Consider the following 24792-nt stretch of genomic DNA (forward strand, 5'->3'; position numbering starts at 1 on the left):
CCGGTGGCAAGTTGGCGTTTCAATGACTGATTATGGCAGCGACTTTCTGTGGATTCTGATCCTGGCTAGTCTCGGACTTTCCGCTCTCGCGGTGTTTTTCTCGATATCCCGAAGGCATCGCGACAACACACCAGTCGTCCACAGCGCAGGCGAGGACGTCGCTTCTGAAGCGGCGCGCAAGGTGCTCAGGGAAATCGAAAAGAACGGTCAGTCTGTCGATGCGGCGCTGGTCACCTGGTCGCCCGAAACCTTGCGCAAGATTCTTCACGAGGACCTGCCGGAGGCGCAGGTTATCGTGGTTTCGAACCGCGAACCCTATATCCACAACGTCAAGGGTGATGGCGTCGAGCTGGTGGTGCCGGCCAGCGGACTGGTCTCGGCACTGGAGCCGATTACTCGCGCTTGCAGCGGAACCTGGATCGCCTATGGGGGCGGGACGGCGGACCGCCAGATGGTCGACGAGGACGACCGGGTGCAGGTGCCGCCCGGCAATCCCTCCTACGCCTTGCGCAGGGTCTGGCTGACGGAGGAGGAATATCAGGGCTACTATCTGGGCTTTGCCAATGAGGGCCTGTGGCCGCTCTGCCATATCGCCTTCACCCGGCCGATCTTCCGCGCCTCCGACTGGGAGGCCTATGAGGCCGTCAACCGCAAGTTCGCCGACACGGTGGTCGCCGAAGCGCGCAACGAACGACCGATCGTGCTGGTCCAGGATTACCATTTCGCGCTGCTGCCGCGCATGATCCGCGAACGGCTGCCCGAAGCGATCGTCATCACCTTCTGGCACATCCCCTGGCCGAATTCGGAAGTGTTCAGCATCTGCCCATGGCGCGAACGCATCCTCGACGGGCTGCTCGGCAGCTCGATCATCGGCTTCCACACTCAGTTTCATGCCAATAATTTCACCGAAAGCGTCGATCGCTTCCTCGAAAGCCGTATCGAGCGGGCAGATGCGGCCATCTCCTATGGCGGCCAGACAACGCTGGTGCATGCCTACCCCATCTCCATAGAATGGCCGGCGGAACTTCTGGCAAAACTGCCTGATGTCGATACATCCCGCACCAGCCTGCGCGAGCGGTTCGGACTGAAAGCGGACGTCAAGCTGTGCGTCGGCGTCGAACGCCTCGATTACACCAAGGGCATTCTCGACCGTTTCCAGGCGCTGGAAGAATTGTTTATTCGGTATCCCGAATGGGTTGGGAAGCTGGTTCTCCTGCAGATCGCGGCACCCAGCCGCGGTACGCTGCCTGCCTACAAGCAACTCCACGATGAATGCCATCGCTATGCCGAAGAACTCAACCAGCGCTATGGCAGCAAAGGCTACAAGCCGGTGGTCATGGTGGCCGAGCATCACTCGCAGGAACAGGTCTACGAGATCTATCGCGCCGCCGACATCTGCATGGTCACCAGCCTGCATGACGGCATGAACCTCGTCGCCAAGGAGTTCGTCGCGGCGCGCGACGACGAACAGGGTGTGCTGATGCTCAGCACGTTTGCCGGGGCCTCGCGAGAACTGCTGGAGGCACTGATCGTCAATCCCTACGATCCGGCAATGATGAGCGAGGCGCTGTTGCAGGCGCTGACCATGACGCCCGAGGAGCAGCGGCAGCGCATGCGCCCGATGCGCGAGATGGTCCGCGACAACAATGTCTATCGCTGGGCCGGCAGCATGCTCCTGGATGCGGCCCGCCTGCGCAAGCGCAGCGAGCTTGACCGGGTCACCGCCGTCGCCGAGCGCTCGGCGAACGCAAACGTCGACAATGTCGTCTCCATGGTCGAGCGCAGACGCATGGCGGCCGGACTACGATGAGGATCGCAAAGCCGATGACACCGAATTTGCCGGAGGGAAAATGGGCACTTTTCCTCGACATAGACGGCACCTTGCTCGAACACGCCGCGCATCCGGACAGCGTCTCGGTCAGCGATGAGTTGCGCCAGCTCATGCAAACGATGGAGCGGCGACTGGACGGTGCCGTCGCCTTTGTCACCGGACGCTCGGTTTCCGCGGTCGACCGGCTGTTTCATCCCCTGAAGATGCGCGTCGCCGGCCTTTACGGGCTGGACCACCGGCTGACGCCGGACGGTCCGGTCGAGGCTGCGGACGAACCGGCCGATATCGCCGCATTGGCCGACGAGATCGAAGCCGAACTCGGCAAGGGTGTCTATGTCGAACGCAAAGGTCCGGTTCTGGCGGTCCATACGCGCGCCGCACCGCATCTGCTGGCGCGGGCAACCAGGCTGGTCGAGATGGCGCTGGACCGGCTGCCCGAGGGATATCGGGTGATCGCCGGCAATGCCGGGGTGGAACTGATGCCGCTCGAAGCCGCCAAGGGAGCGGCCATCCGGCGCTTCATGGAAATCCCGCCCTTCATCGGCCGGCGCCCGGTGTTCCTCGGCGACGACACGTCGGACGAGAACGGCTTCGAGACTGTCAATGGCGAAGATGGGATCTCGATCCGGATCAAGCCGCGAGGCCCGACCGCGGCGCGCCATGTGATTGCCGACGTCACCGATGCCATCGCCTGGCTTCAGGCCAATTTCGGTGACCCTGCCAAGGGCGCCGGTCGCGATGCCGCCGAATAGGCCTTAGCGGTTCATCGTTTCACGGAAACGCCGAACCGCTCTATCTCTTTGTTTTGACGCAATTCCGGACGGAAAACCGCTACGCACTTTTCCTGGAATTGCCCTAGACCGGAAACAGGAAGGCGGCGCCCGGATCGAAAAAGACTTGTCGGCGGTTGGGGGTGGCATCGTGCGCGGCCATGGCGGCGGAGGTCGGCCTGATGTCGATCTCTTGTCCGGTGGTGGTGCGCGCAACGATGCGCCGGCGTTCGCCATAGAAGGCGATGTCGACGACATCGACGGTGAGTTCGGCGCTCGCCGGGTTCCGCTCCAGGCGAAACGCCTCGGGACGGATCATCAATCTGGTCTTTTGTCCCCGTTCGAAACTGCTGTTCGCGCTTATGCCTGAGACGAGCGAGCCGTCGGCGAGACGGATGGTTGCCGCGCCGCCGACCGTTTCGAGATGCTCGGCGGCCAAAAAGTTCGAATTACCGATGAAGCCGGCAACGAAATCGGTCGCCGGCCTGAGATAGAGGTCCTCGCCGGTGCCGGTCTGCTCGATGCGGCCGTCCTTGAACAACGCGATACGGTCCGACAGGTGCAGCGCCTCTTCCTGGTCGTGGGTGACGTAGAGAATGGTGACGCCGGTCTCGCGATGGATGCGGCGGATTTCGGCCTGGATTTCCTCGCGCAGCTTCTTGTCGAGCGCCGAGAGCGGTTCGTCCATCAACAGGATCGGCGGATCGTAGGCCAGCGCGCGGGCGAGCGCGACGCGTTGCTGCTGTCCGCCCGACAGCGCGCCGGGCAGCCTTTCGGCAAAGCTCTCCAGCCGCACCAGAGCCATCATGTCGGTGACTTTCTTCTTCACCTCGGCGTCGGGTCGGCGGCGAACGCGCAGCGGAAAGGCGACGTTCTCGGCGACGCTCAGATGCGGAAACAGCGTGTAGCGCTGGAACACCATGCCGATGTTGCGCTTGTGCGAGGGCACGGCGAGCAAAGACTTGCCCTCGAGCAGGACGTCGCCGGAGCTCGGATCCTGGAAACCGGCAATGGCGTAGAGCGTCGTCGATTTCCCGGAACCGGAGGGTCCGAGGAAAGTCAGGAATTCGCCCTTGGGAATATCCAGCGTCACGTCATGCACTGCCGTGAAGGCACCGAATGCCTTGCGTAATTTGCGGATCGAGAGGAAGGGCTGGGTCATGTCTTGAACTTTCGGCGCAGCAGGGCCGCCACGATCATCAGGGCAAGGGTCAGGCCGACCAGCAGGCTGGAGGCGGCGGCGATCACCGGGCTGAGGTCGGCGCGCAGACTGCCCCAGATCTTGACCGGCAAGGTCTGCAAGGTCGGGCTCGCCATGAAGATCGCGACGACGACTTCATCCCACGAGGCGAGGAAGGAAAAGATCGCGGCGGAAAAGATGCCGATGCGGATCGACGGCAAGGTGATCCGGAGCTTGGCCTGGAGCGGACTGGCGCCGCAGACGATCGCGGCATCCTCGATCGACTTGTCGAAGCCCTCGAGCGCGGTCGCGATCGGGATGATGGCGAAGGGTAAGGCAAGCACGGTGTGGGCGACGACGAAGCCGATGGTGGTGCCGCCCAGCCCAAGCCGGAGGAAGAAGGCGTAGATGGCGATCGCGAACACCACGACCGGCAACACCATGGGGGTCAGCAAGAGGCCGCGCAGGATTTCGCGCCCACGGAAATTGCCGCGCACCAGCGCGAAGGAAGCAAGCAGGCCGATCAGCACGGCAAGGATCGCCGTCAGCGCGGCGATGCGGGCGCTGGTCAGTGCTGCTTCGAGCCAGGACGGATCGGCGAACAATTCCTGATACCATTTCAGCGTCCAGCCGGGTGGCGGGAAGGCCAGCCAGCGCGACGAGCCGAACGAGAGCAGCACGATGAACACCACCGGCAGGAGCAGGAAGGCGGCGACGAGCGCGGTGAAGCCGAGCAGGGCAGTCTTCAGCCATCCCATGCGGTCGTAGTCGAGCAGCATCTCAGATGCCTCCCGTTGCGCGTCTGGCGCCAACGAGGCGCAGCTGCAGCGCATAGAGCGCCATGGTCGCGATAAGCAGGATGAAGGCTGCGGCGCTGCCCAGCCCCCAGTTGAGCAGCGACTGGATCAGTTGCGCGATCATCTCCGCAAGCATCATGTTCGAGGTGCCGCCGAGTAGCGCCGGGGTGACGAAATAGCCGAGCGACATGACGAACACCATCAGGCCACCGGCGGCGACACCGGGCAGCGACAGCGGCAGCAGGATGCGGCGGAAGGCCTGGAAGGGGCTGGCGCCGCAAAGGGCTGCGGCGCGCAGCGTCATCGGGTCGATGGCGCGCAAGGTACCGACCAGCGGCAGGATCATGAAGGGCAGCATGATGTAGACCATGCCGATGGTGACGCCGGTGAGGTTGTTGATGAGCGGCAGCGGCTGGTCGATGATGCCGGTGGCCATCAGCGCCCGGTTGATCACGCCGGTGCGCTGCAACAGTACCATCCAGGCATAGGTGCGGGTAAGCAGGTTGGTCCACATCGACAGGATGATGATGCCGAACATGACCGAGGCGAGCGCCGGCGGCATGATGGCCAGCATCCAGGCGACGGGAAAGGCAACGAGGACGGTGACGATGGTGACGACCGCGGCGACCAGGAAGGTGTTGAAGAAGACGCGCACATAGGTGCCGTCGCCGAGCAGTGCCGCATAGTTCTGCAGGCCGGGGGCGGGGTCGGTGACGCTGCGCAAGAGTAAAGCGAGCACCGGGACGACGAAGAAAAGCCCGATCAGCGTCAGCGCCGGCAGCAGGCCGCCAAGGCCTGCCGGCATCCGCATCGTCGCAATGCTCTGCTCAGTTTCCACCGACATGGCGTCACCCGGGTTGCGGAGCGGGACGACCGGGGCCGTCCCACTCCTTGTCACGTGATGGCGGGCTTACTTCGCCTGCCACGCATACCAGCGCTCCGCGATGGCATCGCGGTTGGCAGCCCAGTAGTTCATGTCGAGATTGATCTGACCTTCGACATGGGCGTCGGGCAGCGCCTTGACCGCATCGGCGGGCATTTCGGCCTTTGCCTTGGTGTTGACCGGCGCATAGCCGCTGGCTTCGGCGAATTTCGCCTGGCCGGTCGGGCTGCTTGCCGCGGCCAGGAACTTCATCGCCGCGTCCTTGTTCTTGGCGCCCTTCGGCACGACCAGCACGTCGGCGGCGGTCAGGTTCTGGTTCCAGGACACGCCGACATCGGCGCCGTCCTTCTCCAGCGCGAAGACGCGGCCGTTCCACAGCTGGCCGAACGCCGCCTCGCCGGAGGCGATCAGCTGCTGCGATTCCGCGCCGCCGCCCCACCAGACGATGTCGGACTTGATGGTGTCGAGCTTCTTGAAGGCGCGGTCGAGATCGAGCGGATAGAGCTTGTCGGCCGGCACGCCGTCGGCGAGCAGCGCAATCTCGATGACGCCGGGCGCCGACCATTTGTAGAAGGTGCGCTTGCCCGGATATTTCTTCACGTCGAACATGTCGGCCCAGCCTGCCGGTTCGCCGGAGACGGTGCCCTTGTTCCAGGCGAGGACGAAGGAATAGTAGAAGCTGCCGACGGCATGGTCGGTGGTGAAGCGCGGGTCAAGGTCGGCCTTCGGCACCGCCTTGAAGTCGATCGGTTCGAGCAGTCCATCCTTCGCCGCCTTGATGGCGAAATCCATCTCGACGTCGACGACGTCCCAGTTGACGCTGCCGGCGTCGACCATGGCCTTCAGCTTGCCGTAGTCGGTCGGGCCGTCCTGCAGGACCTTGATGCCGGATGCGGCCGAAAATGGTTCGGCCCAGGATTTGGTCTGGGCTTCCTGGGTCGTTCCGCCCCAGCTGGTGAAGACCATGTCCTCGGCTTTTGCGGCGGTGGTTGCCAGAAGTCCGGCAAGGATGCCGGCGAAGATCAGTTTCATGTCGTTCTCCTCTGTTGTTGTCGTTGTTCGTTGCACTGCCGGGTCATTTTTGCCCGGCCGTGTTCCCTGGTCCGCGGTGGCTACCGCATGACGAAAGGATCGGGGATCGGCTCGTCCGAGGTGCGGATCCAGACCGATTTCGAGCGTGTGTAGTCGCGGATGGCGTCGAGGCCGCCTTCGCGGCCGAGCCCGGACTGGCCGTAGCCGCCAAACGGCACCAGTGGCGAGACGGCGCGGTAGGTGTTGATCCAGACGACGCCGGCGTGGATGCCGCGCGCCATACGATGCGCCCTGGCGAGATTGGTGGTGAAGACGCCGGAGGCGAGACCGAAGGGTGTATCGTTGGCGAGCGACAGCGCCTCAGCCTCGCTGTCGAAGGCGAGCACGCTCAGCACCGGTCCGAACAGTTCCTCGCGCACGCAGGCCAAGGTCTGATCCGCTGCCTCGATGATTGTCGGCGCATAGTAGAAGCCGTCAGCCTTGCCCTTGGGCCGCGCACCGCCGGTGACCAGATGACCGCCGCCAGCAAGGCTTTCGGCGACGATGCTTTCGATCCGCTCGTGCTGGCGCAGCGTGGCGAGCGGGCCCATTTCGGTGTTGGGATCCTGCGGGTCACCGATTGCGATGGCTTCGGCCTTCCGCTTCAGGCGGGCGAGGAATTCATCCTTTACGGACCGCTCGACCAGCAGTCGCGAGCCGGCGACGCAGCTCTGGCCGGTGGCAGCAAAAATGCCGGCCACGACGGCGTTGGCGGCGCTGTCCAGATCGGCGTCGGCAAAGACCACGACCGGGCTTTTGCCGCCAAGTTCGAGCGTCGTATAGGCAAGATTTTCGGCCGTGTTCCTGACGATTTGCCTGGCTGTCGAGGGACCGCCGGTAAAGGCAACGCGGGCGACCAGAGGATGGCTGGTCAAGCGGCGCCCACAATCATGGCCGAAGCCGGTCAGGATGCTAACGGTGCCGGCGGGAAATCCGGCTTCGTGGACGAGTTCGGCGAAGGCGAGCAGCGGAGCCGGACCGTCCTCGGATGCCTTGAGAACGACGGTGCACCCCGCGGCGAGCGCCGGGCCGAGCTTGACCGCCGACAGGAAGAGCTGCGAATTCCACGGCACGATGGCGGCGACGACGCCGATCGGCTCCGGCCGGATCGTCACCTCCATATCGGCCTTGTCGATCGGAACGAACGAGCCTTCGTGCTTGTCGGCCAGCCCGCCATAATAGCGGTAGTAGTCGCCGACATAGGCGATCTGGGCGCGGGTCTCGCGGATGATCTTGCCGGTGTCACGGGTCTCGAGTTCGGCCAGCCGATTGGCATTGGCGACCACCAGATCGCCGAGCTGCACCAGCAGCTTGCCGCGCGCCGTCGCAGTCATCGACGCCCACGGGCCGGAGCGCAGCGCCCGATGCGCCGCTTCGACGGCGCGGTTGACATCGGCAACCGTTGCGGCCGGCATCTGGGCCCACGGCATGCCCGCTGACGGATCGATGCTGTCGAACGTCTCCGTGGTCTCGGCGAACTGGCCGTCTATGTAGTTTTTGAATGCGACGGTGCTCATGTCGGCCCCGCCTCCTGGAAAGCCGGCATCACCTTGTCGATGAAGAGTTGCAGCGACTTCTTCTTGCGCTGGTGCGAGAGGCCGCTGTCGATCCAGATCGAGTACTGGTCGTAGCCTTGGGCTTCATAGGTCTTCAGCCTGGCGATCACCTCGTCGGCTTCGCCGATGACGAGATTCTGCCGGATCTTGTCCGGTGCGTATTGCGGCATGGCTGCGATCTCGGCCTCGGTCAGCGGCTCCAATATGCCCTGGCGCACCGGCTTCTTGTTCTGGAACCAGGCGCCGAACTGGCAGTAGAATTGCGACAGGTCCTGCGTCAGGCGATCGGCATCGGCTGCATCCTCGGCCACGAAGGTGTGCATCAAGAGCATGATCTCGGGCCGCTTTATCTCCGGATGGGCGACGCAGGCCGTATTGAAGCGCTCCATCAGGCTCGCCACTTCGCCATCGCCGGAGGCAAGTGGCGTCACCTGCACGTTGCATTTGTTGGCGACGGCAAAATCGTGCGAATTGGGGTCGCGCGCCGCCACCCAGATCGGCGGATAAGGCGCCTGCAACGGCTTGGGTGACGAGGTCGTCGCGGGGAACGTCCAGAACTCGCCCGAAAGTTCGAAGTCGCCGTCCCACAGGCCGTGCAGCGCCGGGATCATCTCGCGCATGCGCTGGCCCGCAACCCACGCGTCCAGGCCGGGGAAGAGCCGCTCGTATTCATAGCTGTAGGCGCCGCGCGCGATGCCGATGTCGAGCCGGCCGCCGGTGATGACGTCGGCCATCGCCGCTTCGCCGGCAAGCTTGATCGGGTGCCAGAAGGGCGCGACGATGGTTCCCGTGCCGAGCCGGATGGTGCTGGTCTTCGCGCCGAGATAGGCGATGTTGATGAACGGGTTGGGCGAGATGGTGAATTCCATGCCGTGATGCTCGCCGATCCAGGCGGTCTCGAAGCCGGCCTGCTCGGCCAGCAGCACCAGTTCCTCCAGATCGGCGACAAGCTCGGAATGCGGCTTCGTCAGATCCGAGCGTTCCATGTGGACGAAAAGCGAAAACTTCATCGGCTTCCCCTGCGACCGGATTGAAGAGCGGCGGGCGGTGCGGGCCTGGCCAATGGCCGGACTTCGCCTTCCACCTCATTGCCGACATAGACGCCAAATGCATCTTCGGTGCGTTCGCGCACATAGCGGGTCAGCATCGAACGAACCGCCGGGTCGGCGATGCTGAGACCGGCGATCTGGTCGATGTCGACAAGCCTGACCTGGCGATCGCCGGAGGCGGGGGCGTCGGCCGTCCCCCGGTAGTAGACATGCGAGCGCGTCGGATCCGCCGCGTCGTCCCAGACGGCAAACAGGAAGCCGAGCTGTGCGCCGACACCCTTCGCGGCAAGGCGCCCCTTCAGACTGCGGGCATCCTGCGGCGTCCCCAGCCCGCGGCCGGCCGGCAGTTCGTGCAAGCCATCCGGTGTTTCGAAGAACAGTACGCGGCCTTCGTTTTCGAGGATGGCGCCGACTTCGGTCCCTTGAGGTGCCGCCGCCAGCGCCTCCTGGCTGAGGCCCGGCGTGACATAGGTGCCGCGGCAGTAGCCGAGCGGCTGCGCGCCATTGTGGGTGAAGTCGCGGACACGGCCGATCAGGATCGAATGGTCGCCGGCATCGACCAGTTGTTCCATGTCGCAATCGAACACGGCGACCGAACCGTCGATCAGGGGATTGCCGGTCTGTCCGGATTGCCACGCCACGGCGGCGAACTTGTCGGCGGCCTTGGAGGCGAAGATGCCGGATTCGGTTTTTTGCGCCTCCGACAGGATGTTGATCGCGAAGCCCCTGGAGGTCGAGAAGGCCTGGTGTCCCAGCGCCTTCTTGGCAATGCAGACCAGCACCAGCGGCGGCTCGAGCGAGACCGACGTGAAGGAGTTGGCGGTGAAGCCGCGCGGTTCGCCTTCGGCGCCGATCGTCGTCACGATGGTGACGCCGGTCAGGAAGGAGCCGAGAGCGCGCCGGAATTCAATGGCGTCGAAAGCAGGGGCGGTGCCGACGGAAGCATCCGCCGTCCTGTCGAGAAACGCCTTGATATGGTGAGTCAGCTTTTGCGGCGAAGCAATTGTCATCATGTGCTTTTCGTCGCCCAGAACCAGGCATTGGCCGTTTGGCGCAAGCCGCGCCATCGCTGCCGACATGGCTGGCGTGGAGTTCCTGTCTTCCGATCCGGTCATGAACAGGGCTGGAGCCGCAAGACCGGCCAGACGCTCGACATGCTCGGTATCGGCACGGGCGAACAGACGGTAGGTGCGGGCGTAGCCTTGCGCGTCGACGCTTTCGAGCGCGGTGCGGGCGGTTTCGGCAGCGCCGACAAGATCGGCCGGAATCGGATCGCCGAACCAGCGGGCAATCGTTGCGGCAATGGCTTGTGGGTCGCCGTGACCGCCGAGCGCCGCCGCGCGCTCGCGCACCGCCTGGGCGAGGTCCGCAGGGCGGCGGAAGACCGCGTTGAGGCAGACGATGGAACTCACTCGGGACGGCGTGCGAAGCGCGATCTCCTGGGCGACGAGTGCACCCATGGAATGGCCGACCACGGCTACGGAAGCGAGGCCGAGATGGTCGAGCAAGGCGATTGCCTGATCGGCAAAATCTGACAGTTCGGCATTCTCCGGCGGCAGAGGTGAACCGCCATGGCCGAGCATGTCGATGGCGACCACATCGTGGCGGTCTTTCATCATCTCGATCTGAGGCTGCCAGATCGCGGCATTCATGCCGACGCCGTGGATGAACAGCACCGGCGCGCCGGAGCCGGCGCGGATGAAGCCGGTGCCATCGGGAGCCGTGCGTCGGATCAAGGCGGCGACGTCAGCCATGCAAATCACCGACCTCCTTGAGATCCTGATAGCGGTCGCCGATGCGATGGTGCGGACGGCCGCCGATGGAGGCGCCGAGCGCCACCACCAGTTCGTCGGGGGCGGGCGCGTCGCCGATCTGGAAATGCACGGTGAGATAGTGGGAGCGGCGGCCTTCGTCGTTCTTGTCCATCAGTGGGATCATGATCGGCGTGTTCGGTCCGCCGCGCAGATTGGTGAAGGCGAGATAGGTCTTGGCGCCGACGGCGCGGCGATAGTGGTTGCCGAAATGCAGCGTGTGGATCAGCGCCGATGCGTGCTCGATCTCGCCCGACGTGCCGCAGATGGCCGCCTTGCCGTAGCCTTCGATCGCCTCGCCGGAGCCGGCCACAGCGATGATTTCCCGCGTCAGCAATTCGCCCAGGACGGGAGCGATGGCGCGGATCTCAGGCGAAAGATCTTCGGTGAAACCGCGTCCGGCCCAGGGGTTCGTCAGCACCGCGGCGACGCCGATCAGACGCAGCGGCCGGGGTGCCGTCTTGCCGCCCTCGATCAGCGTGTTGTCGATGTAGGTGACGGTCTTTCGAATGGCCGGATTCATCAGATGTCCTTGGTCGCGATGGCGCCAGGCAACGCCGTCATCCCTGTATCGTCTTATGGTATACCATGCTATGGAGTGCCAAGAACCTTGTCAACTGGTCATGGAATCTGTTTTGTGGCAGCGCGAGGAGGCGGAGAGAAAATGTCAGACGATACGCTGCGGATCGACCGCTCCGCCAAGACGCTGAGGACGCTGGCGCTGGAGCGCATGCGCGAGGCGATCATGGATCTCCATTTCCAGCCGGGCGAAAGGCTGGTCGAGCGGCCGCTTTGCGACCAGCTCGGCGTCAGCCGGTCGGTCGTCCGCGAGGTTCTGCGGCAGCTCGAAGCGGAAGGCCTGGTGCAAATGATCCCCGGCCATGGGCCCGCCGTGGCCAAGCCCGATCTCGGCCGCACCGACGAGATCTATGAATTGCGGGCGCTGCTGGAGGGCATCGCCGCGCGGGCCTGCGCCATGTCGGCCACGGACGAGCAGATTTCCTTGCTGGACAGCGCGCTGGCCAATCTGTTCGAAGCATGGGCGTCGGGGCAGCCGGTCGAGGTGATGCGGGCGACGGCCAGGTTCTACGAGGTGCTGTTCGAGGCGGCGGACAAGCGCATTGCCTGGGAAATCGTCAACGGGCTGAATGTCCGCATCAACCAGTTGCGCTCCATGACCATCGCCTCGGAGAACCGCCGCGAGCCGGCGATCGCCGAAATGACGGGGATCATGGATGCCATCCGCTCACACAAACCGGAAGAGGCCGAGGCTGCGGCGCGGCGGCATGTCGAATCCGCCTGGAAGATCGCGCGCAACGCGCTTCGGCTCGGCTCCCTGTGATGTCGTGCATGCAAAAACGACCCCTCGATCGAGGCCGTCTTCACATGCACTGGCGATAGCGACTACTTGCTGCCGCCGTTGGCCTTGACGCTGCTGCAGAATTCCGGATGGCTGTTGGTGGCGTTGGCGTTCTTCGCCTCTTCGTCGCAAGCCGCCATCATCGCGGTCTGGTCGTCAGGCGACAGCGCCTTCCAAGCCTTCACGAAGTCGTCGCTGCTGACCATCGTCTTCATGCTGGAGTCGGTATAGAAAGGCTGCATCTTGGCCGGATCATCAAGCGCAGAAGTACCGGTCTCCCCTGCGGCGAGAGCCGAGCCCGCGACCATCGAAAGCGTCATGGCGCCCAAACAGATCATCTTGATGTTCATGGTATAATCCTCCTGTTGCTTTAGGATCGTCGAAGCAACGATCAGAGGTCAAACGACAGGTCCGGATGAAGGTTCCGGTTTTTGCGCGAAAGGCCAAACCCGGTAAAATATTACCGAAATAAGTTTGAAACCTGTTCGAATTTTTCTCGCATGAGTCGGCTAAGCTGGCCTCGGGCCTGAAATTGTACCAGAACCTCATTGTCCTGCGCCTGGATTTAGTTCTTGTCCACCGGCTTCGAGCGCATCCTGGAAACGGTCTCGCGCTCGGCGCGCTTCGAGCGCAGCGGCGGCAGGCCGCGGTCGATCAGATCCATGTCCTCCAGCACCATGTCGCCCATGCGCTTGAAGGCGATGTCGAGCGCTCCGGCGCGGTGGGCCGAGCGCAGGAAGCCGGGCAGGGCGCGCACGGGATGGTCTCGAGCCAGCGGCTCTTCCGGGAAGACGTCGCTGGCGGCGACGATGTGGCCGCTGCGGACGGCGTCCATCAACGCCTGAAAGTCGACGACACCGGCGCGGCTGAGCAGGATGAAGGCTGCCCCTTCACGCATTTTCGTGAAGGCGTCGGCGCCGAGAAAGCCCTGGTTCTCGCTGGTCACCGAGGCGACGACGAAGACGAAGTCGCTGGTGGACAGGACATCGTCGAGCGAGGCCGGCTCGACGCCATTGTCGATGAGGATCGATGGCGGCAGCCAGGGGTCGAAGACTTTTGTCCTGGTTCGGAAGCCGGACAGCAGGCGATTCAGTGCACGCCCAAGGTCGCCGAAGCCGATGATGCCGACATCGGCGCCCGACAGCAGCCGCGCTTTCTGGTTGCCGTCGCCGCCCCACAACTCCTTGCCCTGCCGGAAGGCGACGTCGGCATCGACGATGCCGCGCGCAAGGTTGAGCGCCATGGCAAGGCCGAGTTCGGCGACCGGCTCGGCAAACACCAGCCCGGTGGTGACGACATGGATGCCGCGCTGAAACAGCGTCTCGTAAGGCATATTGTTGAGGAGGTTGGTCTCGACATTGAAGACGCAGCGCAGCGCCTTCAGGCTTTCGAGTGTCTTCGGCGCGATCGGTGGCTGGCCGACGATGTAGCGCGCCGCGGCCAGCACATCCGGCGGCAACCCGGCGACGCCTTCGGGCGTTGTTTCGACGATGCGATATTTCTTGCGAAAAAGCGCCAGCTGCGGCGGCGTGAAGATCAGGTCGAGCGTGCGGGGCTCGGGCGCGCTGATGACCAGCGGCAAAGCATTGTCGGGCATGATGCTCCTCCTGGCGCGATCGTATCACGCCATTCACATCTGTGTTTTACTCATGATTAAACGATTTACAACTGCGAAAAATCGATTTATCGGTTACGCCAACGGCGCGGCAGGCAGTGACCTGCCCTCGGGAGGAGGATAATGGCGCATCGGCAAGCCCAGCGGCGTTCGTCGATCCACGACGTGGCTAGCCGCGCCGGTGTGTCCGCGGCCACGGTCTCCAAGGTTCTGGCGGGCGTCACCACGGTGAAGCCCGAAAATGCGCAGCGTGTCTTCGATGCCGTCGAGCATTTGGGCTACCGTGTCGATCCGCTGGCCTCCGACATGCGGCGGGCGAAGCGCCGCATCATCGGCGCCATCATGCCCGAGTTCGAGAGCGAATTCTTCGGCCAGATGGTCAGCGAACTTGAGGGCCTCGCCGAGCAGCGCGGCTACACGCTGGTGGCTGCCTCAAGCCGTGAATCGGAAGCACGCGAGAAGGAGGTCCTTGCGCGCATGCATGACTGGCGGGTCGCCGGCGTGGTGCTGGCGCCGGTGCGCAATGAGCATGGCCCGGCAGCCGGCTTCATGAAGGCCAATGGCATGACCGGCGTGCTGATCGACCGGGTGCTTGCCGACGATGCCTTCGACACGGTCTCGGCCGACAGTGCTGCCGCCAGCGCAGAGGTGGCGCGCGAACTGATCGGCAAGGGGCACCGCCACATCCTCGTCATCGGCCTTGGTCAGCAGGCGGCGACGGTGCGCGCCCGTCTCGACGGGTTTCGTGCCAAGGCGCTGGAACTGGTGCCGGACGTGCGGATCGACGTCGTGCTTTCGGAGAGCGAAGTCGAGCCGTTGCGTGCGCTGTTGCACGACTATTTCGACAAGGGCGCCAAAGGGGGCGAACGGCCGACGGCGGTCTATTCGCTGTTTCTCAAGGGAACGCTGGTGGCGCTGTCGGAATTCCGCCGGCGCGGCTGGCATTGCCCGGACGACATCTCGCTGGTCGGCTTCGACGATGCCGAATGGATGCAGGTGACATGGCCGGCCATCGCCGCCGTGGTGCAGCCGGTCCGGCAGATCGCCGCCCAGGCAATGGATGTGTTGTTTGCCAGGATCGATGGCGGGGACGGCCCGCCCAAGGCGCGGCTCGAGCCTTGCAAGGTTTTGATGCGGGAATCCGTTGGCTCGCCAGGCAGCGGCCCGCATTCCGGGGGAGGAAACCGACAATAGCCCCCATTGTCGACAACTAAGTAGCGCCGCACCTGGCTTTGGCTTGTGGCGCGTGACATCAACAGGGAGGAAGACATGAAAGCATTGGTTCTAAAGATAAATCGATTTACTCTTGCCCTCGGCGTCGCTCTGGCCGTTTCGGCCATCGGTTCGGCGAAGGCCGAGGACGGCGAATACGGCGTGCTGATGAAGACGCTGGCCAATCCGTTCTGGGGCGCGATGGGCCAGGGCGTCGAGGATGGCGCCAAGGAAGCCGGCGTGAAGTATTTCCAGCAGGCGGCCGAAAGCGACCAGGCGGCCGAGCCGCAGCTCAACCTCTGCAACACCATGCTCGAACGCAAGCCCGTGGCGATGATCACCGCCGCCATCAACTCCACCAATCTGCTGCCCTGCCTGAAGGCGGCGCAGGGTGCCGGCATCAAGGTCGTCGATCTCGACGGCAATCTCGATCCGGCGGTGCTCGACAAGGAAGGCATCAAGATCACCTTCCGCATCGGCTCCGACAATGTCGCGGCCGGCGGGCAGGGCGCCGAATATCTGGTGTCCAAGCTTGGCAAGGACGCCAAGGGCCCGGTGCTGGTCATCGAAGGCCTGTCGGGCAACATTACCGGCGAGAAGCGCGCCAAGGGTTTTGCCGACAAACTGAAGGAACTGGCGCCGGGGCTGGAAGTGGTCGCCTCGCTGCCCGGCGACTGGGACCGCGGCAAGGCGGCGTCGATCGCAACCGACACGCTGACCGCGCATCCGGATCTCGTCGCCATCTTCTGCGCCAATGACGGCATGGCGCTGGGCGCGGTCGAATCCGTCTATGCCGCCGGCAAGGGCCAGCAGGTGACGATCATCGGCGTCGACGGCAATTCGGATGCCGTGAAGTCGATCAAAGAAGGCCGGCTCAACGCTTCCGTGGCGCAGCTTCCCTATCTGGTCGGCAAGCAGGCGGTCGAGAACGTCAAGAAGGCGATCGCCGGCGACAAGGTCGAGGAGAACATCGCCGTGCCGACGCTGGTGCTGACCAAGGATGTGCTCGACGCCGGCAAGGAGCCGATGCTCGAATATGTGAAATAGTCCTCCCGGACGGGCTAGCGCGGGTTTAGCCTGCGCCAGCCAACTTCTTTTCTCGCAAGCGAGGCAACATGGCTTCCGAAATGGCGCAGCCCGGTTTCTGGGCTCGGGTGCAGCGTGCATCCGTCGAACGGCTCCACATAAGGCTGGAATCGCTTGTCGTGCTTCTGGCGCTGAGCGCGGCGATGGCGGTGCTGTCGCCCTTCTTCCTGTCGCTCAGCAATTTCCTCAACATCCTTTTGGCGACCTCGACGATCGGCGTGCTGGCGATCGCGGCCACCTTCGTCATCGGTTCTGGCGGGCTCGACCTGTCGCTCGGCTCGGTCATGGGGCTGGCGGGCGTGGCCGGCGCCTTCGTTGCCGTCAATCTCGGCTGGCCGTCGGTGTTTGCGGTCATCGCCTGCATTCTGGCTGGCGGGCTTGCCGGCTACATCAACGGGCAATTGGTCACCCGCGCGTTCGTGCCCGCCTTCATCGTCACGCTCGGCATGCTCGGCCTGGCGCGTGGCCTGGCGCTGGTCATTTCGCAGGGCAGGGCGATCTACGGCCTGCCGGCGGCGATCGTCTATATCGGCCAGGGCCGGCCGTTCGGCATTCCGATGCCGGTCATCCTGCTGGTGCTGACGGCCATCGTCGCGCATTGCGTGCTCGCCTATACACGCTTCGGCCGCCACACGCTGGCGCTCGGCGACAGCGAAGGTGCGGCGCGCGCCGCCGGCATCCGCGTCGAACATCACCGCCGCATCATCTATACGCTGTCCGGGGCGCTCGCCGGCCTTGCCGGCCTGCTGTTCACCGCCCGCGTCAACGCCGGCGACCCGACGGCCGGCATCAACTACGAGCTGACCGCGATCACCGCGGCGATCATCGGCGGTACCAATCTGTTCGGCGGCCGCGCCTCGATCCTCGGCACGATGATCGGCGCGCTGATCATGGGCGTGCTGCAGAACGGGCTGACGCTGCTTGCCGTGCAGTCCTACTACCAGCAGATGGCGATCGGCGCGGTGCTGATCCTTGCGGTGTTCATCGACCAATATCAGGTCCGGAAGGAGTCGCGCGTATGACCCTTCTTTCGCTCCATGGCATTCGAAAGAGTTTTGGCGCGGTCGACGTGCTGCATGGCGTCGACCTTTCGGTCGCGGCGGGCGAAGTCGTCGGCCTCGTCGGCGATAATGGCGCCGGCAAGTCGACGCTGATGAAGACCATTACCGGTATATACCGGGCCGATTCCGGCTCGATCGAATTCGACGGCAAGGACATTCTCGCGCTCGATCCCGGCCAGCGGCGCGAACTTGGCATCGAGATGATCTATCAGGACCTGTCCTTGGCCAAGCAACAGGACGTAGCCGCCAACATCTTCCTCGGTCGCGAGCCGACGAAGAAGCTGTTCGGCCTGTTTCCGGGTATTGTCGACAAGGCCGAGATGGACCGCCAGGCCGCGAAAATGATCGAGCGGCTCGGCGCGCATCTGCCTTCGATCAACCGCTCGGTCGGCTCGTTCTCGGGCGGCCAGCAGCAGACAGTGGCGATCGCGCGGGCGCTGACCTTCAATCCGAAGCTGGTGATCATGGACGAGCCGACGGCTGCCCTTGCGGTGCGCGAGGTGCAGAGCGTGCTCGACCTGATCCGGCGGCTGAAGTCGGAAGGCATCGCCGTTATCCTGATCTCGCACCGGCTGAACGACGTGCTCTCGGTCACCGACCGTATCGTGGTGCTGCGCCACGGCCGCGCCGATGCCGATCTCGTCACCGCCAAGACCAACATGAACGAAGTCGTCAGCCGCATCGTCGGCGGCGGCGATACCAGCGCCGCGGCGGCGCATGAACAACGAGGCTGACTGATGAATACTTTTGGACTGCACACTTTCGCCATTGCCCCGGTCTGGGACCTCGCGCGAATCGAGCCGCAGATGGACCGGCTGAAGGAATATGGCATCGGGCTGATGGAGATCCCGCTGCTGCGCCCTGAGGAGATCGACACCAAGCGCACCCGCGCCTTCGCCAATCACTATGGCGTCGAGCTGATCCCGTCGCTCGGCCTGCCGCGCGCGCTAGACGTGGTCGAGCGGCCGGACGAGGCGCTGGATTTCCTCGAACCGGCCTTCAAGGTCTGCAACGAGGTCGGCGCCGAGGCCCTCGGCGGCGTCACCTATGGCACGATCGGCAAGACCACCGGGCGGGCGCCGACGCGCAAGGAAATCGACGGCATGTGCCGTTTCCTCGAACGGGCGGCGAAGGCGGCAAAGTCACGCGGCCTGAAGCTCGGCATCGAGCCCTGCAACCGCTATGAGACGCACCTGATCAACCGCGGCATCGATGCAACGCGGATCATCGAACGCATCGGCGCGCCCAATATCTTCATCCACCTCGACACCTATCACATGCATATCGAGGAGGAGAGCTTTGCCGCCGGCTTCGAGGCGGCCGCGCCCTTCCTCGGCTATGTGCACGTGTCGGAGGCCAATCGCGGCGTGCCGGGACGCGGCATGCTCAACTGGGCTGCCTGCATGAAGGCGATCGCCGATATCGGCTATGAGGGGCCGATCACGCTGGAAAGCATGAACCATGTCGACGTCGATATCGCCGGCGGCCTCGCGGTGTGGCGCCCGGTGGCGGAAGACCCGCGCGACGTCATCGAGGTCGGGCTGCCGTTCCTGCGCGAGGAAGCGCGCAAGGCCGGGCTCACTCTCGGATAGCACCACTCCGCTCGTTTCAGTGGCGACCGAAAGCAGCGCCGGCGGAAACCATGGCCGCCTTCGCTTCGGATTCCCTATCCAGGAGGTTAACAATCGACGACTTATTTTCATTTTACATCACCATTTCTGCATGAGAGACCAGACCGATGCGGTCGAAAACCCTGCTGGAGGCTGGGTGGCTGCTGAGGGAGGAAAGCCATGAAACGCATGCTTCTGGCCGCGGTGGCGGCAATAGCGCTCAGCGGAGCCGCTGGTGCGGAGACGATCAAGGTCGGCGTGGTCGGGCCGTTCTCCGGTCCCTTCGCCATCCAGGGCAAGAATTTCAAGGCCGGCATCGACGCCTGGATGGCGTTGAACGGCGCGAAGGTCGGCAACGACGACGTCGAAATCGTCTATCGCGACCTTCCGGCAGCCAACCCCGCGCAAGCCAAGGCACTTGCCCAGGATCTGGTCGTCAAGGAGAGCGTCCAGTATCTCGCCGGATTCTATTTCACGCCCGATGCCATGGCGGTCACGCCGCTTCTCGAGCAGGCGAACGTGCCGATGGTGATCATGAACGCGGCGACGTCGGCGATCGTGACCAAGAGCCCGCTCGTCGTGCGCACCTCCTTCACGCTCTGGCAGACGTCGGTACCGATGGCAAAGGTGGCGACCGCGCGCGGCATCAAAAAGGTCATCACCGTCGTCAGCGACTACGGCCCCGGTGTCGATGCCGAGACGGCTTTCGCCACCACCTTCAAGGCGGATGGCGGGGAGATCGTCGAGTCGGTTCGCATGCCGCTTTCGACGACCGATTTCAGTCCGATCATGCAGCGCGTGAAGGACTCCGGCGCCGAGGCCGTGTTTGCCTTCCTGCCGTCCGGTCCGACCACCCTAGGCTTCCTGAAGTCCTACAACGAGAACGGCCTCAAGGGAGCCGGCATCCAGTTCCTGGCACCTGGCGACCTGACGCAGGAATCCGATCTGCCAGCGCTGGGCGATATTGCCCTCGGCGTAACGACCACCTTTCACTATTCGATCGCGCACGACTCACCCGAGAACAAGAAGTTTGTCGAGGCGGCGCGTGCCGCGATCGGCAATCCGGCCGAGCTGTCCTTCCCGTCGGTCGGTGCCTATGACGGCATGCGGGTGATCTACAAGATGATCGAGGCGACAGGGGGCAAGCAGGATGCCGCCAAGGCCGTCGACGCCGTCAAGGGCATGGCCTGGGAGTCCCCGCGCGGACCAGTGTCGATCGATCCCGAAAGCCGCCACCTCAGGCAGAACATCTATTTGCGGGAGGTCGCCAAGGCCGCTGACGGCACCTACTACAACAAGGAGATCCAGACGTTCGCGAACATGACCGATCCCGGTCTCGCCGCCGCCAAGTAACCTTGCCGAGGCGAGCCCCCAGCCGCCAGATCCATGTCCGCGGGCGGCCGTCCGCGGCGAGCCCTCGGAGTGAGACATGCAGAGCGTGCTCAGCATCGCGGTCGACGCCCTTGCCTACGGCATGGTGCTGTTCGTCATCTCGATCGGCCTGTCGATGACGATGGGTCTGATGCGGGTGGTGAATCTGGCGCACGGCGCCTTCGCGATGGTCGGCGGCTATCTCGCCTCCTATGCCGTGCGTGATCTTGGCCTGGGCTATGTCGCCGGTGTCGTGCTGGCGGTGGCCGGCACCGTTGTGATTGCTGCACCGATCGAGCGACTGCTCTACCGCCGCATCTACAACAAGCCGGAACTCATCCAGGTACTCATGACGATCGGCATCACCTTCTGCATCATCGGCATCGCGAACTATCTATTCGGGCCGACGCTCAAGACCATCCCGTTGCCCGCCATGCTGAGCGGCCCGGTCGATCTCGGCTTTCGTTCGATTGCCGCGCACAAGCTGTTTGCGATTCTGTGCGGCCTCGCCGTCGCAGCGGCGCTCTGGTATCTCGTCGAGAGGACGCCCTTCGGGGTGAAGCTGCGCGCCTCGGTGGACAATGCGCCGATGGCCGCTGCGCTCGGCGTGAGGACAAAATCCGTCTATGCGGCGAGCTTCGCCATCGCTGTCGGCCTTGCAGCGTTCGGCGGCATCGTCGGCGCCGAACTGCTGCCGATCGAACCCTACTACGCGCTGCGCTACATGGTGACCTTCCTCGTAGTCGTCTCGGTCGGCGGAGCCGGTTCGATCGGCGGCGCCTTGCTTGCCTGCCTCGTGCTTGGCGCGGTCGACACGACGGGACGTTATCTGGTGCCGGAATATGGCGAGTTCTTCTTCTACCTTGCCGTGATCGTCATCGTCTGCGCGTTCCCGCGCGGCCTGCTTGGAAGGGCCTGACGGATGGACGCCAATCATCCTGCAAGCCTCGCCGGGCAAGTCGCCAGGCCGCGTTCCCCCGCTTCGGCTGACTGGATCGGCCTTGCGGCGATCCTTGCGGCGGCGATCGTCGGCTATCTGCTGTTTCCCAACAATCTTGCGCTGCTCACGCGCGTCATCGGCATCGTCATGCTGGTGCTGTCGATCGATCTCGTGACCGGCTTCTGCGGCGTGGCGACACTCGGCCACGCCGCGCTGTTCGGTGCCGGGGCCTATGCCGCCGGCATCGCCGCCGCGCATTTCGGCATATCGGACCCGATCGCCATGATTGCGGCAGGCGCCGCAGGCGGCGCGGTCGCCGGCCTCATATCCGGCCTCGTCGTCCTGCGCGGCCACGGGCTCGGGCAACTCGTGCTTTCGATCGCCATCGTCAATCTCTTTCACGAGGCGGCCAACAAGGCCGCGAGCTGGACCGGCGGTAGCGATGGCCTGACGGACATTGCGCCAAGCCCGCTGTTCGGCGTTTTCGCATTCGATCTTTGGGGACGCACCGCCTATGTGCTGGGAATAGCGCTGCTGGTGATTGTCTTCTTCCTGCTGCAGCGCCTGTCGCGCTCCCCGTTTGGCATGCTCTGCCGCGGCATCCGGCAGGATCCGATCCGGGTTGCGGCAATGGGTGCGTCGGTGCGCAAGACACTGCTCAAGATGTACATCATCTCCGGCCTGGTCGCCGGCGTCGGTGGTGGCCTCAATGCAATCTCCACCCAGGTGGTGGGGCTCGACAGCCTGAGCTTCACCCTCTCGGCGCAGGCGCTGGTGATGCTGGTGCTTGGCGGCACCGGATCGCTCTACGGCGCGATCATCGGCACGGTCGTCTTCATGCTGTTCGAGGATTTCGTTTCCGCCGCCAACCCGTTCCACTGGCTGACGATCATGGGCGCGCTGCTGGTCGGTGTCGTGCTGTTTGCGCCGCGCGGCATTTTTGGCACGGCCGCCCAGCTGTTCGATCAGTGGAGGCGGCGATGACCGCTTTGTTCGAGGTCGAGCGGCTGAGCAAGGCCTTCGGCGGGCTGGCGGTGACCCAGGCCGTCTCGCTGGCGATGGCGCCCGGCGACCGCGTGGCGCTTATCGGGCCAAACGGCGCCGGCAAGACCACGTTCGTCAATCTCGTCACCGGCCATCTGAAACCGGATTCAGGGGTCGTCCGCCTCGCCGGCGATCAGATCAACGGCATGAAGCCGATGCAGCGCGTGCAACGCGGCCTGGTACGGTCCTTTCAGGTCACGCGTCTCTTCCCGGAGATGACGCCGCGGGAACATCTCGCACTCGCCGTCCTGCAGCGCCAGGGCCGTACCGGCCGCCTGTACGGAACGTTCTGGTCGATGCCTGAAGTCCTCGAAGAGAGCGAGGCGCTGCTGCGCACGCTTGGCCTGGAGGCCGCCGCCGACCGCAAGGTTGCGGAGATCGCCTACGGGCAGCAGCGGCTGCTGGAGATTGCGTTCGCGTTGGCGTTGAGACCGAAAGTGTTGCTGCTGGACGAGCCAGCGGCCGGTGTTCCGCAAAGCGAAACCCCGCGCATCGAGGCCGCACTCGCCGGGCTTCCCGCCGACCTGGCGGTGCTCATGATCGAACACGACATGGATCTTGTGTTCCGTTTTGCCAAACGGGTCATCGTCCTGGCCGCCGGCACGATCATCTTCGACGGCGCACCCGGCGACGTGACGAAGGATGCGCGCGTGCGCGAGGCCTATCTCGGGAGCTATGCCGATGACCGCAGCGCCGCTTGAGATATCGGGTCTGACCGCTGGCTACGGTCAGACCCGTGTGCTCGAAGACGTGTCTTTCGTTGCGCCTGCGGGCGCCAGGCTGGCGGTGCTCGGACGAAACGGCGTCGGCAAATCGACACTGCTCGCCACGATCGCCGGCCAGACGCGGCGCCATGCCGGAGAGATCAGGCTCGGGGGCGTCGACATCGTCGGCAAGGACAGCGCCTCGCGCGCCTGGCTTGGCCTCGGCTACGTGCCGCAGGAGCGCGGCATCTTCCCGTCGCTGACCGTGGAGGAGAACCTCTTCGTCGGGCTGAAGGATCGCCAGCGCTCGGCCGTGGACGAGGCTTACGCCATGTTCCCTCGGCTGAAGGAGCGGCGGCGCAATCGCGGCAACCAGCTCTCAGGCGGCGAACAGCAGATGCTGACGACGGCGCGCACCATTCTCGGCCGTCCATCCGTGCTGATGCTTGACGAGCCGCTCGAAGGACTGGCGCCCGTGATCTGCGACGAACTTATGGCGGCGCTGACACGGCTCGCTTCCGGCGGCGAAATGACCATCCTGCTCGTCGAGCAAAGGATCCGGGCCGCACTGGACTTCGCCGATCAGGTGCTCATCCTCGAGCGCGGCCGGATCGCCTGGACGGGGACGCCGGCGACACTGCGCGCCAGCCCGCAGACCATCGAGAGGCTGCTTGGCGTTGCCGCGATGCCGCATTCGATCGCTTAAGCAATTCCGGGAAAAGTGTGCAGCGGTTTTCCGTCCGGAATTGCGTAAAGACATAGAGCAATTCCAGGAAAAGTGTGCAGCGGTTTTCCGTCCGGAATTGCGCAAAGACAAAGAGCAATTCCCGGAAGAGGCAGGGGCGCTGGTGCGCGTCAGGCGTGGTGGCTGGCCGCCTCGCGGATCGTCTGCAGCAGGATGGTGAAGGCCGGCGAAGGGGCGGTGTCGGTTCGCATGGTCAGGCCAACCGGTCCCTTGGTCTCCTCGGTGTTGACCGGCAAGGCGACGAAGGCGCCGCTGGCGATTTCGTTGGCGACGACGCCGGCCGAGATGATCCAGACAGCATTGCTCTGGCGCATAAAGGAACGGCCGAAGGAATCCGAGACGGTCTCGATCTCGGTCGCCGGCGCCGTCATGCCATTGGTGATGAACAGGCGGTCGACGAAGGGGCGGATGACGGATTCCCGCGTCGGCATCAGCACCGGGAATTCGTCGAGGCGGGCGAATACGTCCTGGCCAGGCTCGAGCAACGGATGTCCGGCCCGCACCACGAACAGCACCTGTTCGGAATAGAGATGCTCGAAGAAGAAGCCGGTCATGTTTTCCGGCGCCGCGAGCCGGCCGACGACGAGGTCGAGCGCGCCGACGCGCAATTGTTCGAGCAGCACCGCATTTTCGCCGGTGACGATCTTGATCGCGGCGCCGGTGTTCTCGCTCAGGAACAGGCTCATGGCGAGCGGCATCACCCGCGCCGACACGGTGGGCAGCGCGCCGATGCGGATCGGGTGGCGGTTGATGGCGCCGTCTTGCCGGACGGAATCGACGCCGCGCTTGAGCGCGGTGACTGCCGTTCCGGCATGACCGAGGAAGATCTCGCCGAGCCGCGTCACCCTTATGCCGCGGCCGTCGCGCTCGACGACGGCGATGCCGAGCGCCTCTTCCAGTTCGCGCAATGTCTTGGTCACCGCCGGCGCGCTGACATGCAGGAAATCGGCGGCGCGCGCCACGCTGCCTTGCCGCGCCACTTCGAGAAACGCCTGCAGGTGTCTGAAGCGGATGCGGCTTTCGGCCATGGTTCGATAACCCCCAAGTTAATGAAATGCCGCAAAATATCATTTTACCGAACCAAACACCTAGTGCA

24 protein-coding genes are annotated in these 24792 nt (G+C 64.3%); 13 read left to right on the forward strand and 11 right to left on the reverse strand.

Going from position 1 to position 24792, the window contains the following annotated elements:
* The first annotated feature begins 22 nt into the window (after positions 1-22).
* Together AC04SI_RS02940 and otsB are read left to right on the forward strand one after the other, a co-directional pair.
* A complete protein-coding gene (locus tag AC04SI_RS02940; RefSeq protein ID WP_488473897.1) occupies positions 23-1810 on the forward strand; it encodes an alpha,alpha-trehalose-phosphate synthase (UDP-forming) in 1788 nt (595 codons plus the stop codon).
* A 14-nt stretch (positions 1811-1824) separates the two neighbouring features.
* A complete protein-coding gene (otsB, locus tag AC04SI_RS02945; RefSeq protein ID WP_404282501.1) occupies positions 1825-2583 on the forward strand; it encodes a trehalose-phosphatase in 759 nt (252 codons plus the stop codon).
* 103 nt (positions 2584-2686) lie between these two features.
* Here otsB and AC04SI_RS02950 read toward each other — a convergent pair whose 3' ends face one another.
* The 8 genes from AC04SI_RS02950 to AC04SI_RS02985 form a co-directional block, all read right to left on the reverse strand.
* A complete protein-coding gene (locus tag AC04SI_RS02950; protein ID WP_488473898.1) occupies positions 2687-3763 on the reverse strand; it encodes an ABC transporter ATP-binding protein in 1077 nt (358 codons plus the stop codon).
* Positions 3760-4560, reverse strand: a complete 801-nt coding sequence (locus AC04SI_RS02955) for an ABC transporter permease (protein WP_404282497.1) — start codon at positions 4558-4560, stop codon at positions 3760-3762. Before AC04SI_RS02955 ends, AC04SI_RS02950 begins: the two co-directional genes overlap by 4 nt.
* Before the next feature lies 1 nt (position 4561).
* Complete coding sequence (locus tag AC04SI_RS02960; protein WP_404282495.1) at positions 4562-5422, reverse strand: ABC transporter permease; 861 nt, start codon at positions 5420-5422, stop codon at positions 4562-4564.
* Between the two features lie 66 nt (positions 5423-5488).
* Complete coding sequence (locus AC04SI_RS02965; protein WP_404282493.1) at positions 5489-6493, reverse strand: ABC transporter substrate-binding protein; 1005 nt, start codon at positions 6491-6493, stop codon at positions 5489-5491.
* An 80-nt stretch (positions 6494-6573) separates the two neighbouring features.
* Positions 6574-8049: an aldehyde dehydrogenase gene (locus AC04SI_RS02970; protein WP_404282491.1), complete on the reverse strand. Its 1476-nt coding sequence runs from the start codon at positions 8047-8049 to the stop codon at positions 6574-6576.
* Positions 8046-9098 (reverse strand): LLM class flavin-dependent oxidoreductase, encoded by a 1053-nt coding sequence (locus AC04SI_RS02975; protein WP_488473899.1) that lies wholly within the window; start codon positions 9096-9098, stop codon positions 8046-8048. The genes AC04SI_RS02970 and AC04SI_RS02975 overlap by 4 nt, the downstream gene beginning before the upstream one ends.
* A complete protein-coding gene (locus AC04SI_RS02980; RefSeq protein WP_404282487.1) occupies positions 9095-10891 on the reverse strand; it encodes an alpha/beta fold hydrolase in 1797 nt (598 codons plus the stop codon). The genes AC04SI_RS02975 and AC04SI_RS02980 overlap by 4 nt, the downstream gene beginning before the upstream one ends.
* Positions 10884-11471 carry an amino acid synthesis family protein gene (locus tag AC04SI_RS02985; protein ID WP_404282485.1) on the reverse strand — a complete coding sequence of 196 codons (588 nt, stop codon included), beginning with the start codon at positions 11469-11471 and terminating at the stop codon, positions 10884-10886. The genes AC04SI_RS02980 and AC04SI_RS02985 overlap by 8 nt, the downstream gene beginning before the upstream one ends.
* Positions 11472-11612: 141 nt before the next feature.
* On the opposite strand from AC04SI_RS02985, the gene AC04SI_RS02990 reads away from it, so the two are divergent.
* Positions 11613-12290 (forward strand): GntR family transcriptional regulator, encoded by a 678-nt coding sequence (locus tag AC04SI_RS02990; protein ID WP_488473900.1) that lies wholly within the window; start codon positions 11613-11615, stop codon positions 12288-12290.
* A 62-nt stretch (positions 12291-12352) separates the two neighbouring features.
* On the opposite strand, the gene AC04SI_RS02995 is transcribed toward AC04SI_RS02990, so the two are convergent.
* The gene (locus AC04SI_RS02995; RefSeq protein ID WP_404282481.1) at positions 12353-12658 is read right to left on the reverse strand and encodes a hypothetical protein; all 306 of its coding nucleotides are present in this window, start codon (positions 12656-12658) and stop codon (positions 12353-12355) included.
* 215 nt (positions 12659-12873) lie between these two features.
* Positions 12874-13905, reverse strand: coding sequence for a hydroxyacid dehydrogenase (locus AC04SI_RS03000; RefSeq protein WP_404282479.1), 1032 nt, complete (start codon positions 13903-13905; stop codon positions 12874-12876).
* 141 nt (positions 13906-14046) lie between these two features.
* Between AC04SI_RS03000 and AC04SI_RS03005 the strand changes: the two genes are divergently transcribed.
* The 10 genes from AC04SI_RS03005 to AC04SI_RS03050 all read left to right on the forward strand — a co-directional run bounded on the left by AC04SI_RS03005 (position 14047) and on the right by AC04SI_RS03050 (position 23657).
* On the forward strand, positions 14047-15117 hold the full coding sequence (locus AC04SI_RS03005; RefSeq protein ID WP_192180711.1) for a LacI family DNA-binding transcriptional regulator: 1071 nt from the start codon (positions 14047-14049) through the stop codon (positions 15115-15117).
* 75 nt (positions 15118-15192) lie between these two features.
* Complete coding sequence (locus tag AC04SI_RS03010; protein WP_404282476.1) at positions 15193-16182, forward strand: sugar ABC transporter substrate-binding protein; 990 nt, start codon at positions 15193-15195, stop codon at positions 16180-16182.
* Between the two features lie 68 nt (positions 16183-16250).
* Positions 16251-17243: an ABC transporter permease gene (locus tag AC04SI_RS03015; RefSeq protein ID WP_006204680.1), complete on the forward strand. Its 993-nt coding sequence runs from the start codon at positions 16251-16253 to the stop codon at positions 17241-17243.
* Entirely contained in the window at positions 17240-18016 is a 777-nt protein-coding gene (locus tag AC04SI_RS03020; protein ID WP_404282474.1) for an ATP-binding cassette domain-containing protein, read from the forward strand. Before AC04SI_RS03015 ends, AC04SI_RS03020 begins: the two co-directional genes overlap by 4 nt.
* Positions 18017-18019: 3 nt before the next feature.
* Complete coding sequence (locus AC04SI_RS03025; protein ID WP_192180714.1) at positions 18020-18874, forward strand: sugar phosphate isomerase/epimerase family protein; 855 nt, start codon at positions 18020-18022, stop codon at positions 18872-18874.
* Between the two features lie 198 nt (positions 18875-19072).
* Complete coding sequence (locus AC04SI_RS03030; protein WP_404282472.1) at positions 19073-20245, forward strand: ABC transporter substrate-binding protein; 1173 nt, start codon at positions 19073-19075, stop codon at positions 20243-20245.
* A 76-nt stretch (positions 20246-20321) separates the two neighbouring features.
* Positions 20322-21182, forward strand: coding sequence for a branched-chain amino acid ABC transporter permease (locus tag AC04SI_RS03035; protein ID WP_404282470.1), 861 nt, complete (start codon positions 20322-20324; stop codon positions 21180-21182).
* 3 nt (positions 21183-21185) lie between these two features.
* A complete protein-coding gene (locus tag AC04SI_RS03040; RefSeq protein ID WP_404282468.1) occupies positions 21186-22187 on the forward strand; it encodes a branched-chain amino acid ABC transporter permease in 1002 nt (333 codons plus the stop codon).
* The gene (locus AC04SI_RS03045) at positions 22184-22948 is read left to right on the forward strand and encodes an ABC transporter ATP-binding protein (RefSeq protein WP_404282466.1); all 765 of its coding nucleotides are present in this window, start codon (positions 22184-22186) and stop codon (positions 22946-22948) included. The genes AC04SI_RS03040 and AC04SI_RS03045 overlap by 4 nt, the downstream gene beginning before the upstream one ends.
* The gene (locus tag AC04SI_RS03050) at positions 22929-23657 is read left to right on the forward strand and encodes an ABC transporter ATP-binding protein (RefSeq protein WP_404282464.1); all 729 of its coding nucleotides are present in this window, start codon (positions 22929-22931) and stop codon (positions 23655-23657) included. The genes AC04SI_RS03045 and AC04SI_RS03050 overlap by 20 nt, the downstream gene beginning before the upstream one ends.
* Positions 23658-23806: 149 nt before the next feature.
* Here AC04SI_RS03050 and pcaQ read toward each other — a convergent pair whose 3' ends face one another.
* Positions 23807-24724 carry a pca operon transcription factor PcaQ gene (pcaQ, locus tag AC04SI_RS03055; RefSeq protein WP_404282463.1) on the reverse strand — a complete coding sequence of 306 codons (918 nt, stop codon included), beginning with the start codon at positions 24722-24724 and terminating at the stop codon, positions 23807-23809.
* Positions 24725-24792 lie beyond the last annotated feature (68 nt).

Source organism: Mesorhizobium sp. CNPSo 4689 (assembly GCF_057784325.1).